Origin of the sequence: Paenibacillus glycanilyticus NBRC 16618 (assembly GCF_004000805.1) — a bacterium.
Classification (GTDB): Bacteria; Bacillota; Bacilli; order Paenibacillales; family Paenibacillaceae; genus Pristimantibacillus; species Pristimantibacillus glycanilyticus.
The window spans coordinates 56,636-70,980 of record NZ_BILY01000025.1 but is presented as its reverse complement, the minus strand read 5'-3'; the positions used below and the strand labels follow the sequence as shown (position 1 = coordinate 70,980).

At 51.4% G+C, this 14,345-nt stretch carries 13 protein-coding genes and 2 riboswitches; of the genes, 10 read left to right on the top strand and 3 right to left on the bottom strand.

The genetic code is table 11. From position 1 onward, the window contains the following. Positions 1 to 90: 90 nt before the first annotated feature. The 3 genes from PGL01S_RS19510 to PGL01S_RS19500 all read left to right on the top strand — a co-directional run bounded on the left by PGL01S_RS19510 (position 91) and on the right by PGL01S_RS19500 (position 4,272). Positions 91 to 1,053 carry an N-acetylglucosamine kinase gene (locus PGL01S_RS19510; RefSeq protein WP_127496251.1) on the top strand — a complete coding sequence of 321 codons (963 nt, stop codon included), beginning with the start codon at positions 91 to 93 and terminating at the stop codon, positions 1,051 to 1,053. A 37-nt stretch (positions 1,054 to 1,090) separates the two neighbouring features. Continuing rightward, positions 1,091 to 2,404, top strand: a complete 1,314-nt coding sequence (locus PGL01S_RS19505) for a 6-phospho-beta-glucosidase (protein ID WP_127496250.1) — start codon at positions 1,091 to 1,093, stop codon at positions 2,402 to 2,404. A 222-nt stretch (positions 2,405 to 2,626) separates the two neighbouring features. After that, a riboswitch (purine riboswitch) is annotated at positions 2,627 to 2,727 on the top strand. 159 nt (positions 2,728 to 2,886) lie between these two features. Further along, positions 2,887 to 4,272 carry an NCS2 family permease gene (locus PGL01S_RS19500; RefSeq protein ID WP_116394126.1) on the top strand — a complete coding sequence of 462 codons (1,386 nt, stop codon included), beginning with the start codon at positions 2,887 to 2,889 and terminating at the stop codon, positions 4,270 to 4,272. A 187-nt stretch (positions 4,273 to 4,459) separates the two neighbouring features. Here PGL01S_RS19500 and PGL01S_RS19495 read toward each other — a convergent pair whose 3' ends face one another. Together PGL01S_RS19495 and PGL01S_RS19490 are read right to left on the bottom strand one after the other, a co-directional pair. Then, positions 4,460 to 5,533: a phosphodiester glycosidase family protein gene (locus PGL01S_RS19495; RefSeq protein ID WP_127496249.1), complete on the bottom strand. Its 1,074-nt coding sequence runs from the start codon at positions 5,531 to 5,533 to the stop codon at positions 4,460 to 4,462. Further along, positions 5,530 to 5,955 carry a hypothetical protein gene (locus PGL01S_RS19490; RefSeq protein ID WP_127496248.1) on the bottom strand — a complete coding sequence of 142 codons (426 nt, stop codon included), beginning with the start codon at positions 5,953 to 5,955 and terminating at the stop codon, positions 5,530 to 5,532. The genes PGL01S_RS19495 and PGL01S_RS19490 overlap by 4 nt, the downstream gene beginning before the upstream one ends. A gap of 214 nt (positions 5,956 to 6,169) precedes the next feature. Here PGL01S_RS19490 and msrB point away from each other — a divergent pair, with 214 nt between their 5' ends. The 5 genes from msrB (at position 6,170) to PGL01S_RS19465 (ending at position 10,496) form a co-directional block, all read left to right on the top strand. Next, positions 6,170 to 7,126, top strand: a complete 957-nt coding sequence (gene msrB, locus PGL01S_RS19485) for a peptide-methionine (R)-S-oxide reductase MsrB (RefSeq protein ID WP_127496247.1) — start codon at positions 6,170 to 6,172, stop codon at positions 7,124 to 7,126. Between the two features lie 18 nt (positions 7,127 to 7,144). Then, on the top strand, positions 7,145 to 7,717 hold the full coding sequence (locus PGL01S_RS19480) for a nitroreductase family protein (protein WP_127496246.1): 573 nt from the start codon (positions 7,145 to 7,147) through the stop codon (positions 7,715 to 7,717). A gap of 196 nt (positions 7,718 to 7,913) precedes the next feature. Then, on the top strand, positions 7,914 to 8,360 hold the full coding sequence (locus PGL01S_RS19475) for a MarR family winged helix-turn-helix transcriptional regulator (RefSeq protein ID WP_127496245.1): 447 nt from the start codon (positions 7,914 to 7,916) through the stop codon (positions 8,358 to 8,360). Between the two features lie 135 nt (positions 8,361 to 8,495). Beyond that, complete coding sequence (locus tag PGL01S_RS19470; RefSeq protein WP_116394132.1) at positions 8,496 to 8,930, top strand: MarR family winged helix-turn-helix transcriptional regulator; 435 nt, start codon at positions 8,496 to 8,498, stop codon at positions 8,928 to 8,930. A gap of 48 nt (positions 8,931 to 8,978) precedes the next feature. After that, positions 8,979 to 10,496: a DHA2 family efflux MFS transporter permease subunit gene (locus PGL01S_RS19465; RefSeq protein ID WP_127496244.1), complete on the top strand. Its 1,518-nt coding sequence runs from the start codon at positions 8,979 to 8,981 to the stop codon at positions 10,494 to 10,496. A gap of 364 nt (positions 10,497 to 10,860) precedes the next feature. Here the strand turns inward: PGL01S_RS19465 and PGL01S_RS19460 are convergent, their stop codons facing one another. Then, the gene (locus PGL01S_RS19460; RefSeq protein WP_127496243.1) at positions 10,861 to 12,147 is read right to left on the bottom strand and encodes a LysM peptidoglycan-binding domain-containing protein; all 1,287 of its coding nucleotides are present in this window, start codon (positions 12,145 to 12,147) and stop codon (positions 10,861 to 10,863) included. 253 nt (positions 12,148 to 12,400) lie between these two features. Then, a riboswitch (purine riboswitch) is annotated at positions 12,401 to 12,501 on the top strand. 191 nt (positions 12,502 to 12,692) lie between these two features. Between PGL01S_RS19460 and purE the strand changes: the two genes are divergently transcribed. Continuing rightward, a complete protein-coding gene (gene purE, locus PGL01S_RS19455; RefSeq protein ID WP_015842486.1) occupies positions 12,693 to 13,178 on the top strand; it encodes a 5-(carboxyamino)imidazole ribonucleotide mutase in 486 nt (161 codons plus the stop codon). Continuing rightward, on the top strand, positions 13,175 to 14,341 hold the full coding sequence (gene purK / locus PGL01S_RS19450) for a 5-(carboxyamino)imidazole ribonucleotide synthase (protein WP_127496242.1): 1,167 nt from the start codon (positions 13,175 to 13,177) through the stop codon (positions 14,339 to 14,341). Before purE ends, purK begins: the two co-directional genes overlap by 4 nt. Positions 14,342 to 14,345 lie beyond the last annotated feature (4 nt).

Here is a 14,345-nt window from a genome sequence, read left to right as displayed (position 1 = left end):
GAACATCGTTCTTTATCAGTAGAGGAGCGATGTTCTTTTCTTTTATTCTCAATATATATCTTTTATAAAGCGGTAAGGAGCGTGGCTAGGATGTTGTTTCTTGGAATTGATGCGGGCGGAAGCAAGACGCATGCTTTGCTTGCGGATGAGAACGGCCGCGTGCTTGGCAGGGGGAGCGGCGGCAACGGCAATCACCAGACGGCCTTTGAAGCGGCAAGAACCGAGATTGACCGGGCTTGCGCGGAAGCGCTTCGGCAGGCAGGAGCAGCCAAAGAAGAAATAGACTTCGCCTATTTCGGCCTTGCCGGAGCGGACCGCGAACCGGATTACGCGATTCTTCGTCCGATGATCGCTTCTCTGAATTTCCCCCGCCACGACATTGCTTGCGATACGATGATCGGCATGCGCGCGGGTACGCATCAATCCTACGGCGCGGTCATTATCAGCGGCACGGGCTTTAACGCCGCGGCTCGTAATGCCAAGGGCGAAGAGCTGCAGTACGGCGGGTTCGGTTATTTGTTCGGAGACGGCCAAGGTTCCGGCACGGATCTGGCGATTCATGCTTTTCGCTCGGCGGTGCGAAGCTGGGAGGGGCGTGAGCTCCCATCCATTCTGACGGAGCTGGTGCCCCGTCAGATGGGCTATTCCTCCGTCCGGGAGATGTACGACGATGCGCTCGATAACGGAGTTCGTCCAGCGAAGTCGCTTTCGCAAACGATGTTTGAAGCGGCTTCGTTAGGCGACAAGGTGGCCATCCGGATCCTAGAAGAGGCCGGATACGAACATGGGAATGCCGTCAATGCCTTGATTCGAAGGCTTGGCATGGAGCAGGACAGCTTCGACGTTGTCCTAACGGGAAGCGTGCTCGCGAAAGGCAGCTCCCCGCATATGGTTGATGCGATCAAAGCATCGGTTGCCGCCGCCGCCCCCCATGCAAACATCGTAAAGCTCACGATCGATCCGGTCATTGGCGCGTTAATGAGCGCGATGGACAGCAGCGGCATCGCGATTTCGGCGGAGACGGACGCGGCGCTGCGCCGGATTACGTTTTAAAGATTGAGCGATCATTCTTTTTAAGGAGATAATGTCCATGACTATAACCAAACAAGGATTAAAGGTTGCCGTGATAGGAGGAGGCTCTTCGTATACGCCGGAACTGGTAGAGGGTTTTATCAAAAGGTATGACGAGATGCCGATACGCGAGCTGTGGCTTGTTGATATTGAAGAGGGACGCCATAAGCTGGAGATTGTCGGGAAGCTGGCGCAGCGGATGGTTGAGCAGGCAGGTGTGCCAATGGATGTGCGCTTAACCTTGAACCGCCGAGAAGCGATCGCCGGAGCGGACTTTGTCACAACGCAGATGCGCGTCGGCCTTCTGGAAGCAAGACGCCGGGATGAGCATATTCCGATCAAGCTTGGCGTAATAGGCCAGGAGACGACGGGTCCGGGCGGGATGCTGAAGGCGCTTCGTACGGTGCCGGTTATATTGGATATTTGCCGGGATATCGAGGAGCTTGCGCCAAATGCCTGGATGCTGAACTTTACGAATCCCGCGGGTATTGTGACGGAAGCGGTGCTGAAGCACAGCAAGGTGAAGACGGTTGGGCTATGCAACTCGCCGATCAACTTCCAGAAATATCTCGCCAAGCAATACGGCGTCCCGGAGAGCGAAGTGCTGCCGGAGTTTGTGGGCATCAACCATCTGCACTGGATTACGTCGGCCTACGTGAACGGCGAAGACAAGCTGCAGGAGATGATCGGGGGAGGCAAAGATTACTCCGCCACGAACGTCACCGCCTTCGACTGGGATCCGGAGTTTCTGCGCTCGCTTGGCGCGCTTCCAACCTATTATCTGCGTTACTTCTACATGACCGATACGATGTACGCCGAGATGAAGGAATCGTTTGAGAAGAACGGCACGCGCGCCGATGTGGTCAGCCGGGTGGAGGAAGAGCTGTTCGAGCTGTACAAGGATGTGAACCTGAAGGAAAAGCCGAAGCAGCTGGAGAAGCGGGGCGGAGCCTTTTATTCCGAGGCGGCGGTCAATCTGATGTTTTCCCTTTACACGGACCGCAAAGACATTCAGACGTTAAACGTGCGTAACGGCGGCATTATCGGCTTCCTGCCTGAGGATGCGAGCATTGAGGTGAACTGCGTGGTGACGGCGCAAGGTCCGATTCCATTGCCGCTGCAGCGGGTTCCCGAGCAGATCAAGGGGCTTCTTCATGCGGTAAAAACCTACGAGTCGCTTACCATCGAAGCCGCGGTGACGGGAGACCGCGGGGTTGCGCTTCAGGCCATGGTGCATCATCCCCTGGTGCCAAGCGTCTCCGTCGCGAAAGCTTTGCTTGGCGAAATGCTGGAAGCGAACAAGAAGTACCTGCCGACCTTTTTCGAAGCTTAAACGATTATACTAAAGCCGCATAACTGCGGCTTTTTTTGTCCTCACAAACGACCATTACACCCCAACAATCGCTCATGGATGTAACTTTATACCAGAACCGGGACGAATGGACTACCAGTTTTTCGGTAAAAGACGAATGTTAGCTTTTCGAAACAAGACGAACGTTCGTAAAAATTCATTGACAAGCTGCAGGTTCCTTATTATATTAATTTACGGATAACAACGAATTTAATAATAACTTTTCGTATAATCTCAAGAATTGGCTTGAGAGTCTCTACTCGATCACCGTAAATGATCAGGCTACGAAACAGTGGAAGAGTTGCCGCGCATTGTCATTCCGTTATGATAGTAATAAAATGACAATGATTCGGTCCGCGGTATACTTTTCCCCTTTTTGCAAAGCCTAGGAGATAAATGCGTATTTTGCGCATCTGTTCCTAGGCTTTGTTGCTTGTACACATTTTTGGGGGGTTAATGGGAAAATGGAACGGTTCTTTAAGTTCAAGGAACATGGTACAAACTTCAGAACGGAAATTATGGCGGGTCTGACTACCTTTATGACGATGGCTTACATCCTGGCGGTCAATCCGATCATCCTGACGCCTACGGGTCTCGACTGGACGGCAGTATTCCTGGCTACGGCAATTGCGGCAGGCATTTTCACGATTGCAATGGGCTTGTTCGTTAACTTCCCGGTCGCTTTGGCGCCTGGCATGGGCCTTAACGCTTACTTCGCTTCAACCGTTATTGCTTCGCAGGCTACAGATAAGCCGATCTCGGTTGCCATGGGTCTGACAGCGGTATTTATCTCGGGTATTATCTTTATCATCCTGACGCTGACGCAAATTCGTCAAATGCTCATTACGGCTGTACCGGACAGCTTGAAGCATGCGATTACGGTTGGTATCGGTTTGTTTATTACCATTGTAGGCTTGAAAGGCAGCGGCCTGATGACGGTTGCCGTAACAGCCTTTGGCGATATTAAAGCAAATGCCTATACGGATGTTTCCGGTTCGGAAACGGTTATCCATATCGGCAGCTTCGCAAACGAAACGGTTATCATGACCGTCGTTGCCCTGTTCATTATCGGGATCCTGATGGTTATGCGCGTACCGGGCGCAATCCTGTGGGGTATCCTTGGCACTACCGTGCTTTCGATCATCCTTGGGCAAGTTGATTTCAAGAAGACCTTTACGAATCAAACTTGGGTGCCTGATTTCTCGACCATGAACATTGGTCACTTCGACTTCCCTGGCGTATTCGAAGTTGGTATCGTAACGGTCGTCCTGACGTTCACATTCGTTGAATTGTTTGATACATTCGGAACGCTGGTTGGTACGGCGAACCGCGCAGGCTTTATGAAAGATCCGGTTGAAGGCAAAAAACGCGTCGGTAAAGCGATGTTCGTTGACGCCGTAGCCGTAAGCGGCGGTGCATTGCTTGGCACAAGCACGGTAACGGCTTTCGTGGAAAGCTCCGCCGGCGTTGCGCAAGGCGGTCGTACGGGTCTGACTTCGATTACTACGGGCGTCTGCTTCCTGCTTGCGATCTTCCTGTCGCCGGTTGTGGCGCTGGTTCCTGCGGCTGCTACTAACGCGGCGTTGATCATCGTTGGCGTATTGATGCTTCAATCAGTGAAAGAAATCGACTTCTCCGATATGGTATACGCGATTCCTTCGTTCCTGACGCTGGCGCTTATGCCGTTCACGTACAGCATCGCTAACGGTATCTCGTTTGGTATCGTATCGTACGTTGTTCTGGCGACAGTCGCTAACGTATCGAACAAAGGCAAATACAAAGTTCACTGGCTCATGTGGATTCTGGCCATCCTTATCGTTGGCCGCTACGTGATCATGGGAACTGAATAGTATTATAATAGAAGAAACAGAAAGCAGCGCTGGACCGGCGCTGCTTTTTTTGTTGCCTGAATCCGGCAAATCGGAGCGATAGAGCAACCCTCTACCGCTCTGTGCCGAATCAAAAACAAAAAATAGCGTTGCAGGGATAATCCCTGCAACGCTATTTTTATGAGTTGTTTTACTACATTGCGGCTGATTATTTAAAAAATAAAAAGTGCGTAGGAAGCTTTCTAAGCTGTCCGTCGGAAGGCTTGTTAATAACGCGTCCGTTCCAGATCAGCGACGAGGAGCCGCCGCCGTCCAGGTTGTAGCCGTCTACGGCGCCAAACCGCTGCAGCAGAATCTGCATTTCGGCCAGCGTCGCGCCGGAGCTGCCGCCTTCGTTGCGGCCATCCGCTACGATGATCAGCAGCTGTCCATCCTTGTAGTTGGCAATAACGGTGCGAGGCGCACGCGTTGGACTGCTTTGCCACTTGCTTGGTATCGCCGTCGGACTCCCGTTCTTCAGAAGCACGGGTACAAACGACGCGCCAAATTTGACGTTAAGATGATCAAGCTGCTGCTTGCTTGTGAATTTACCGCCAACCAGCTTGTTGCTGGCGTTAAGACCAACGAAGAACAGGTCGGCCCGGGTTGGTTCGAAGCCCTCTACATAGTCGCCGTTCAAAATGGTTGTGCTTAGCGGATACCGCTTGCCCCCGCCATCAGCAAAGCCGCCCGCATTGACCCCGGCTACGGCGCCGTAACGTTGTACGGCAGCCAGCGTGGTCTCGGCACCGCCTACCTTATCGTTGCCGAGCACCATTTTCATCGCGTCGCCTGACTTGAGCTTAATCTTCATCGCATAGCTTTGGAAGTTGTCGGCCTTTATGTAGTATAACTGCGCGGTCAGCTTGTCCGAGCTGATCGTTCCTGAAGGGGAACCTAGCCGTCCGGTAATGATTCTGTCGTAAATGACTAACGGGCGGTTAGCCTGGGCGGTTGCCGTATTGACGATCTGTTTCATATCGGCGTTTGTCTGGTTATACAGCTTTAGCTGCTTTTTAATGGAGGCGCTTGTCGCCGCGGCGGTCTGACGGGCCTGATCGAGTCCGCTGGCGACAGATTTCGTATGGTCTGCGGCAGTCTCTTGCCGAGTGCCGGCCTCCGGGAAAATGCTGTCCGGTAGGACGATGGAAATATTCGTGACCATAAGCCATAACAACATCGCGACAAACGGTGTGCAGGCCAGCAGCATCGTTCGGTTCAGTGCTCGGATGGATAACGTCATTTGAGCACTTCCAGATTTTTTTGCAGTTCGTTCAGCTTCTTTTTCACTTCGTTTAATTGCGTGTAAAGCTTATTGCTGTTATCGGTTTTGACATCAGCATTATCCTTCGTGAAGGTAAGCAGCTCGTTAAGGGCTTCTACCTTGGATTCCAATTGCGACAGCTCTTCTTTATAGCCGGTTTCCACTTTGGCAATCCGGTCATCGTATTGCTTTTGCATCTCGGCAATTTGCGCGGATGTCTGGCGTTCCACGTCAGCAGCAATCTGCTTCTGGACATGCTCGCTGTACAGCTTGGCACCGGTAATGCCGGCGGCAATCAGAATAACCCATACACATACAAAGATGACGAAAGCACGCTGCTTCGTAGCCTTGCGCGATTTCGTTTCATAAGAAGCATTTGTTTCTAAAGCGGTATTGCTCATGGGCGTTCACCTCGTTTTCCGTTAATAAGGAAGTGAACGGACTGCAAAAACAGCATTTAAGCTAGTCTATCATGTTAGACGAACGAACGATGCCCAAGGTTAAGGCTGTCACTACATTGTAACAAAGATTGTTAGGGAAAGAGCCAATCATTTTGTGGGAATTGAAGGATAAGGTATAATAATAACAATTACGCTTGAAGGAGGTAATCGAAACATGACCACAGCTGTAGAACAAGCCATGTTTGCCGGAGGATGCTTCTGGTGCATGGTATCGCCGTTTGAAGAAACACCGGGTATTTTGTCCGTTGTATCGGGTTATTCCGGAGGCCATAAAGCAAATCCAACGTACGAAGAAGTGTGTTCCGAAACAACCGGGCATGCGGAAGTTATCCATATTACTTTTGATCCTGCGATTTATTCCTATGAGAAGTTGCTGGATGTGTTCTGGCATCAGATTGATCCGACCGACGCGGGCGGCCAATTTCATGACCGCGGGGAATCCTACCGGACGGCTATCTTCTATTATAATGAAGAGCAGCGCCAGAAGGCGGAGGCTTCCAAGGCGGCTTTGGCAGCAAGCGGCAGATTCGACAAGCCGATTGTTACAGCCATTGAGCCGGCGAAGGAATTCTACCCGGCGGAGGACTATCATCAAGGTTATCATCGGACGAATCCGTTCCGTTATAAAATGTACCGCAAAGGCTCCGGACGAGATGCCTTCATTAATAAGCATTGGACGGTTAAGAAGGATGAAGGCCAGCTTCGCTCCCGCCTTACTCCGCTCCAGTACGAAGTTACGCAGAACAATGCGACGGAGCGTCCTTTCACGGGCGAATTTTGGGATCACAAGGAAGAGGGCTTGTATGTCGATATCGTCTCGGGCGAGCCGCTCTTCACATCCCGCGAGAAATACGATTCCGGTTGCGGCTGGCCTAGCTTTACGAAACCTGTGAAGGAAGCGGCGATTACCGAGGTACTCGATACCAGCCACTTCATGGTCCGCACCGAGGTGCGCAGCAAAGAAGGAGATTCCCATCTGGGCCATGTATTCGACGACGGTCCGGGACCTAACGGACTCCGCTACTGCATTAACTCCGCTTCGCTCCGATTTATCCCGGCAGCGGATTTGGAGAAGGAAGGGTACGGCGAGTACGTCAACTATTTTAAATAAAAGATTGGGGGAGAAACGATGCATATTGAAGAAGCGATCCGAACGAGACGTTCCATTGGGCGCGTCAAGCAAGATCCGGTTGATCGAAATCTGATTGAGAAGGTGCTGGAGGCGGCTACCTGGGCGCCAAGCCATCATAACACGCAGCCTTGGAGATTTATCGTCATGACCGGTGACGGTCGGGCCAAGCTTGGCGAAGGTTATGCACGCGTCGCGCTTGCAACGCTTGGGGCAGGGGAAAGCCCCGAGCTGGAAGAACGTCTCCGCAAGGAGCGTGTTAAAGCGTACCGCTCGCCGGTAGTTATTGCGGTTGTCTGCTCGCCGTCCGCTGATCCGCGGGCTACATTGGTGGAGGAAATTGCTGCTTCGCATACGGCGGTGCAGAATTTGCTGCTTGCCGCGCACGCGAACGGACTGGGAGCGATCTGGCGTTCCGGCGACCCGATGTATCATCCGCTTATGAACGATACGTTTGGTCTGGCTGAGAACGAGAAAATCGTAGCGCTGGTGTATATGGGGTATCCGGATATGACTCCGCCGGAACCAAAGCGCACGCCGGCAGCAGAAAAAACAACCTGGCTTGAATCTTAATCTTAATCTTAAGCGAAACAAGGCGCCCGCAAGGGCGCTTTTTTTGTTGTCCAATCGGGGAAAATAATAGTGGACGAGTTGCAACAAATTTTTTAGTTGTGATTACTTTATTTATAATTAATTTAGTGTTAAAATATTTAGAGTTAATAAAATTGCTTTGCGCCGTGTACTGACTGGTCCGAAAGGAGTGAGGGGAATGACAAATGCCAGCGAAGAGTTAATTAATCTTATCGGCCAGTTCCGATTGTTCCTGAAAAATGTCGCGAACGACTGGAGCAAGAAGACGATGGCCGGCATGAACACAACGCAGTTCAAGCTGTTATACACGCTTCATTCATCCGGTCCCCTGAAAGTATCGGAGCTTGCCGATTTGCTTGGATTGACGCCCGGCGCCATTACGGGTATAGCCGACAAGATGCTGGCGGAAGGCTTGATCAGCCGCGAACGAACAGCCGATGACCGGAGAGTGGTCATTATTGCTTTGACTTCGGCAGGCGATAAGCTCGTTAACCAGGTGATGGAATGTCACGAGGAACTATTTTCTTCCTTTTTCAACGGACTTCCGGAAGAAGATCTTCAGCATTTGAGAAGAATTTTCTCGAAGCTGACGGCCAATATGGATGAAGGCAAGCTGGGAAAATAATTTGCATGGACGAATTGACTGATTCACAAAAAAGATATATAGTAGTAAATGCTTTGTAAATAATTTATTTAGTATTAAAATATTAAATGCTAATGGATTATCGATTCATGCAATCGGTGGGAAAGGGGAGAGGCAATGACGAATGCCAATGAAGAGCTGATTGGTTTCATGGGACAATTCAAGACGTTCCTGAAAAACGTAAACAACGAATGGAGCCGGAAAACAATGACGGGCATGAACTATACCCAGTTCAAGCTGTTGTTTACCCTCCATACATCGGGCTCCCTCAAGGTTTCCGAACTTGCCGATATTCTCGGACTGACCTCCGGTGCTATTACGGGTATTGCCGATAAGCTGGTGGCGGAAGATTTGATCAGCCGCGAGAGGGCAAATGACGACCGCAGGGTTGTATACATTGAGTTAACGGCTAAGGGCAAGGATGTGGTTGACGACATACTCGAGTCGCAGAAAGAGACATTTTCCTCCTTTTTCAATGTATTGCCGGAAGAAGATATTCAGCATCTGAGGAGAATTTTTACCCAGCTGCTTGCGAATATGGATAACAAATAGCATTTCAGCTTGAATCACAGAAACATAGAAAAAGGAGAGAAAGACCTTATGAGTAATGCTGTAGCGGCATTAAAAAGAGGCCCGATCGTCGCATCGGTGCTTATCGCAGCCTTCGTAGCGCTATTGAGCCAGACGCTCCTTAACGTTGCGCTTCCGAGTATCATGGCTGACCTGCAGGTCAGCGCGAATACGGTACAATGGCTGTCCACCGGTTATTTGCTTGTTAATGGCGTCCTTATTCCAATTAGTGCTTATTTGATCAGCCGGTTTTCAACAAGGTCATTATTCGTAGTTGCAACAAGTTTATTTACCGCAGGTACCGTCGTCAGCGCCTTGGCGCCGAACTTTGAGACCCTGCTTACAGGACGTATTATTCAGGCAGCGGGCGCAGGTATTCTGATGCCGCTGATGTCCATCATCTTCCTGACGATTTTCCCGATTGAACAACGCGGTAAGGCAATGGGTATGATGGGGATCGCGATGATCTTCGCGCCTGCCGTTGGCCCAACGCTGTCGGGTTGGGTTGTTGAACATTACGACTGGCGCGTTTTGTTCTACATCGTATTGCCGCTGTCGCTGTTCGGCTTGATTTACGGCGCTATATCGATGAAGAACGTTACGCAGACTGCGAAATCGAAGCTCGATATTTTCGCCGTTATTTTGTCCACTCTGGGCTTTGGCGGCCTGCTGTACGGCTTTAGTGACGCAGGCACGGACGGCTGGAACAACGCTACCGTGTACACAAGCTTGATCGTTGGCGTTGTTGCCTTGATTGGTTTTGTATGGTACCAACTTGTTGTTAAGAAGCCAATCCTCGAAATGCGCGTCTTTAAGTTCGGCATGTATTCCCTGACTACCGTCATCAACGTCATTATTACAATGGCCATGTTCTCGGGTATGATCTTGCTTCCGATTTATTTGCAAAATATTATGGGCTTCACGCCGCTTAAATCCGGTCTGCTCCTGCTGCCGGGCGCAATTCTGATGGGTATTATGTCGCCAATCACCGGTATGATCTTCGATAAAGTTGGTGCTCGCTGGCTGGCGGTTACCGGTCTTATTATTACCGTTTACTCGTCTTATGAATTCAGCCAGCTGACGGATCATACGACTTACGGTTACCTGATCACAATGTACACTTTGCGCATGTTCGGTATGTCCATGCTGATGATGCCGATCCAGACGGCAGGCATGAACCAGCTGCCGCAGCGCTTGAACGCCCACGGCTCGGCGATGTCGCAAACGCTGCGTAACGTAGCGGGCGCTTTGGGTACGGCGTTCCTCGTTACGCTGATGACGAACAAAGCGGCTTCGGAAACGAAGCATATGGTTGCAACGCAAGGTATTGATCCTAACGATAAAGCGGCAATGGCTCATGTAATCCAAGAAGCGACGATTACGGGTATCAACCACTCGTTCGTTGTGGCAACTTGGTTCGCCGTTGCGGCACTCGTGCTGGCCTTCTTCATCCGCAAAGTAAAACTGCATGAAGAGCCGGCTACCGTAGTAAACGCATCTTCCGAAGGTCAAGCGAAAGCTCAGCTTGCCGCGACCCAATCGAAATAAGAGTTGGTTAAACGCCAAGCTGCGCTTGGATTTAACCAATAGGTGAATATAAAAGGCGGCCGTGCAGATTCATTTCTGCACGGCCGTTTGTTTTTGTATGATCGCGGAAGCCTTAACGATACGCGGTATCGTTAAGGCTTCCGATCTTCGGTATTTTGATCATCTTAACGATGTGCGGCATCGTTAAGATGTCTATAAAAGAAGAAAAAAAGATAAAACCGGCTGCTTTTCCGATTCTTAACGATGCGCCGCATCGTTAAGGCTCTGGAAAAGCCGCCATCTGATGGTCTTAACGATGTGCGACATCGTTAAGGGATATCTAGAACGGGCGGGTCCGGACGTATTAGGGCAGTTTGTTCACACTTTACCTCACAGGCTTATAAACATGAAAGTTATGCTCCAGCACCTGCCAGAAGGCAGGGAACGGAACATCAAGCACCCAGGTGCTCACCCCTCGCAGATGATAGCATTTGACCAGATCAAGCTTCGCCTGCACGCTCCTCGCATCCTCGTACCAGACCTGATGGTCGCGCCCGTACTCATCCCTGTAACCGTAATACGGCGATTCGGCGATTGGATCGTAATGAATAGCAGCGCCATACCTGGCAGCTCTTCGCACCGCATTGCCCGAACTGACGGACATCGCCCAATCCTGACCCGGGATATAAGGAAGTGTCCAGTCATAGCCGTAAAGCGGCATCCCAAGCATAATTTTGGTGGACGGAATCAGAGATATCGCATAGTTCAACACTTTGGCTACTTCATTCTTTGGAGCAACCGCCATTGGCGGTCCGCCCGCCCATCCCCATTCGTAAGTCATAAGAATAACGAAATCGAGAATCCGGCCTTGCTCGGCGTAATCCTGCCCTTCGAAGAGCTGTCCGTCCTGATCGGGTGAACTAACCGGCGGCAGGGTCGAGGAAACAAGGCATCCGATGGCATGAAGAGAGCCGGCAAGCCGTTCCAGGAACTGATGATACAGCTTGCGGTCGGCCGCCGGAATAAAAGCAAAATCTACGTTAAGAGCCCAATACTTATTCATCCGCATGACGTATATGATCCCTTGGATCAGCCGTTCCTTCACGGCTTCGTTCGTTAGAATGAAATGGACCAGACTTGGGCTGAACGCATAGCCGTCAAAATTCGTAATCACCATCATGGGCGCAGCCCGTCCGCGGTAAGCTTCCTGAATAGCCGGCAAATCATTTAAGGCGCTTAGCGAGCCGTCCGGCCTAACCTGATAACTGAAAGGACTAAGGAAGGTTAAATGTCTGGCTGCAGCAGCCGCACTGGCGGTGATGCCCGAAGTCGAGACAGCAGGCTCGGCATAGCCGTTCGCTTCGATCGCCATCTTGCGCGGACTCGGAATGCGGAGCCGCATGCCGGGAAGAATAAGGGCGGGATTAGTAATATGGTTAACTCTGGCCAGCTCCTGCAGAGTGATGCCGTATTTTTGCGAGATCGTCCATAAGGTTTCTCCCGGTATGACCTGATGGCTGTCAGCCTCGAGGGGGATAATGAGCGCTTGCCCGGCGGCGAGAGGCTCGGTTGCCTGCATGCCATTGGCGGCAAGGACAGCTTCCTGGGACAGGCTATACTGCAGCGCCAGACTCTGTACGGTGTCCCGCCCTTTGACGGTATGGATCAACATCGCCTCTCGCCTCCTTTAATGATTCGGATTCTTCTCCTACTATTCTATTCGGCAGCTCCCCTAACTTAAAACCATGCCAAATAAATTGATAACGGCAGAAAAAGGAAAGCGAATTCCTTGCAATTTAAGACAAAAACGAACTTTATTTGAACTCATTTATTTTAATGTTCGTATTTTATACGCTTTTCATTGACAGACATAGGGGGATTGGATAAACTGAAATAGGTTAAGGCGGAACATTTCTCGAATGCTCCGTAAATAGGTTGAAAGATCTCGTATATCCTCGGGAAAAAGGCCCGAAAGTATCTACCCGAAAACCATATTTTTCGGACTACGAGTTGATGGAACAAATAGACAGGTTGCCCCTTTAACAGGGCAGCCTTATGCTGTCTTTGCATTGCGAAACTTTTGTAATTGAAGTAAAGACAACAATTGTTGCCATCTGCTCGGGTCCCGGCAGCATCCATAGAAAGTATGGTTGCGGCGCGGGATTTTTACGTTTCGCGGGATATACACAATTTATAGATGAAGGAAGGTTTGAACGCATGTCTGCGAAAGTAGGCGTCATCATGGGCAGCAAGTCGGATTGGGATACAATGAAACTTGCCTGCGACGTGTTAGAAGAGCTGCAAATTCCTTACGAGAAAAAGGTTGTTTCCGCTCACCGGACACCGGATTTAATGTTCGAATATGCGGAGACGGCTGCAGAACGCGGCCTTAAAGTAATCATCGCGGGTGCCGGCGGTGCCGCGCATTTGCCGGGCATGGTTGCTGCGAAGACGATTCTGCCGGTAATCGGCGTGCCAGTCAAATCCTCGAATCTGAGCGGTCTTGATTCGCTCCTGTCGATCGTGCAAATGCCGGGCGGCATTCCGGTTGCGACGGTAGCCATCGGCAATGCCGGCGGTACAAACGCCGGACTGCTGGCCGCTCAAATGCTCGGTGCTTTCGATCCTGAAGTACAAGCCCGGGTGGAAGCGCGGCGCGAGCGGATCAAGCAGGAAGTGCTGGAAAGCAGTGAGACATTATGATGACGGAAGATAACAAGCGAACGCTTATGCCGGGCAGCACCATTGGCGTGCTGGGCGGCGGACAGCTTGGCCGGATGATGGCGCTCGCAGGCAGCGCGATGGGTTACCGCTTCGTAGCGCTTGACCCGACAGCCGATGCGCCTTGCGGACAAGTAGCGGACCAGATCGTCGCTGCTTACAACGACCGCGAAGCGGCCCGCGAGTTGGCTCGCCGGGCGGATGTCATTACGTACGAGTTCGAGAATGTCGATGCCGATGTGGCGGCGATGCTCATGTCGGAATCGTACGTGCCGCAGGGCAGCGAGCTGCTCTATACGACGCAGCACCGGCTTCGCGAGAAGCGTGCGATCGAAGCGGCGGGCGTACGGGTTGCCCCGTACAGCGAAATCCGGAGCAGCGAAGAGCTGCGAGCCGCAGCTGAAAAGTTTGGACTTCCATGCGTGCTGAAGACGGCAATGGGCGGTTATGACGGCAAAGGGCAATGGGTGATTCGGAGCTTTGACGAGATCGAAGAAGCGTACGAGACGTTAAGCCGTGCCGGCGTAGAGCTAGTGCTGGAGCAATTCATTAAGTTTGACAAAGAATTATCCGTTATTGCGGCAAGAAGTCCTCAAGGCGAGATAAAAGCGTTCCCCGCTGCGGAAAATATTCATGTCGAGAATATTTTGCATCTGTCGATCGTTCCGGCACGCATTGCGGAGAGCGTTCAGAAGGAAGCGGAGAAGCTGGCGGTCAAGATCGCGGAAGGGCTTGGCGTAGTTGGCCTGATTGCCGTAGAGCTGTTCCTGACGGCCGATGGCGAGCTGTTCGTTAACGAGCTGGCACCGCGCCCTCATAACAGCGGCCACTATACGATGGAAGCTTGCCGGACCTCGCAGTTCGAACAGCATGTTCGCGCGGTATGCAATTTGCCGCTGGGCGATACGGAGCTGCTTACGCCGGTTGTTATGGTGAACGTCCTTGGTCAGCATGTAGAGCCGCTGCTTGCGCGGATGGCGAAGCATGATGAAGAGGCGGCAAGATTAAACGTTGCTCCGAAGGTTCATCTGTATGGCAAGAAGGACGCCGTATTCAAACGGAAAATGGGCCATGTAAACGTGCTTGCCGGCGATGTGCAGCAGGCGCTTGATTGGATAGAAGAGACAACTATTTGGAAGGTGTGAACGG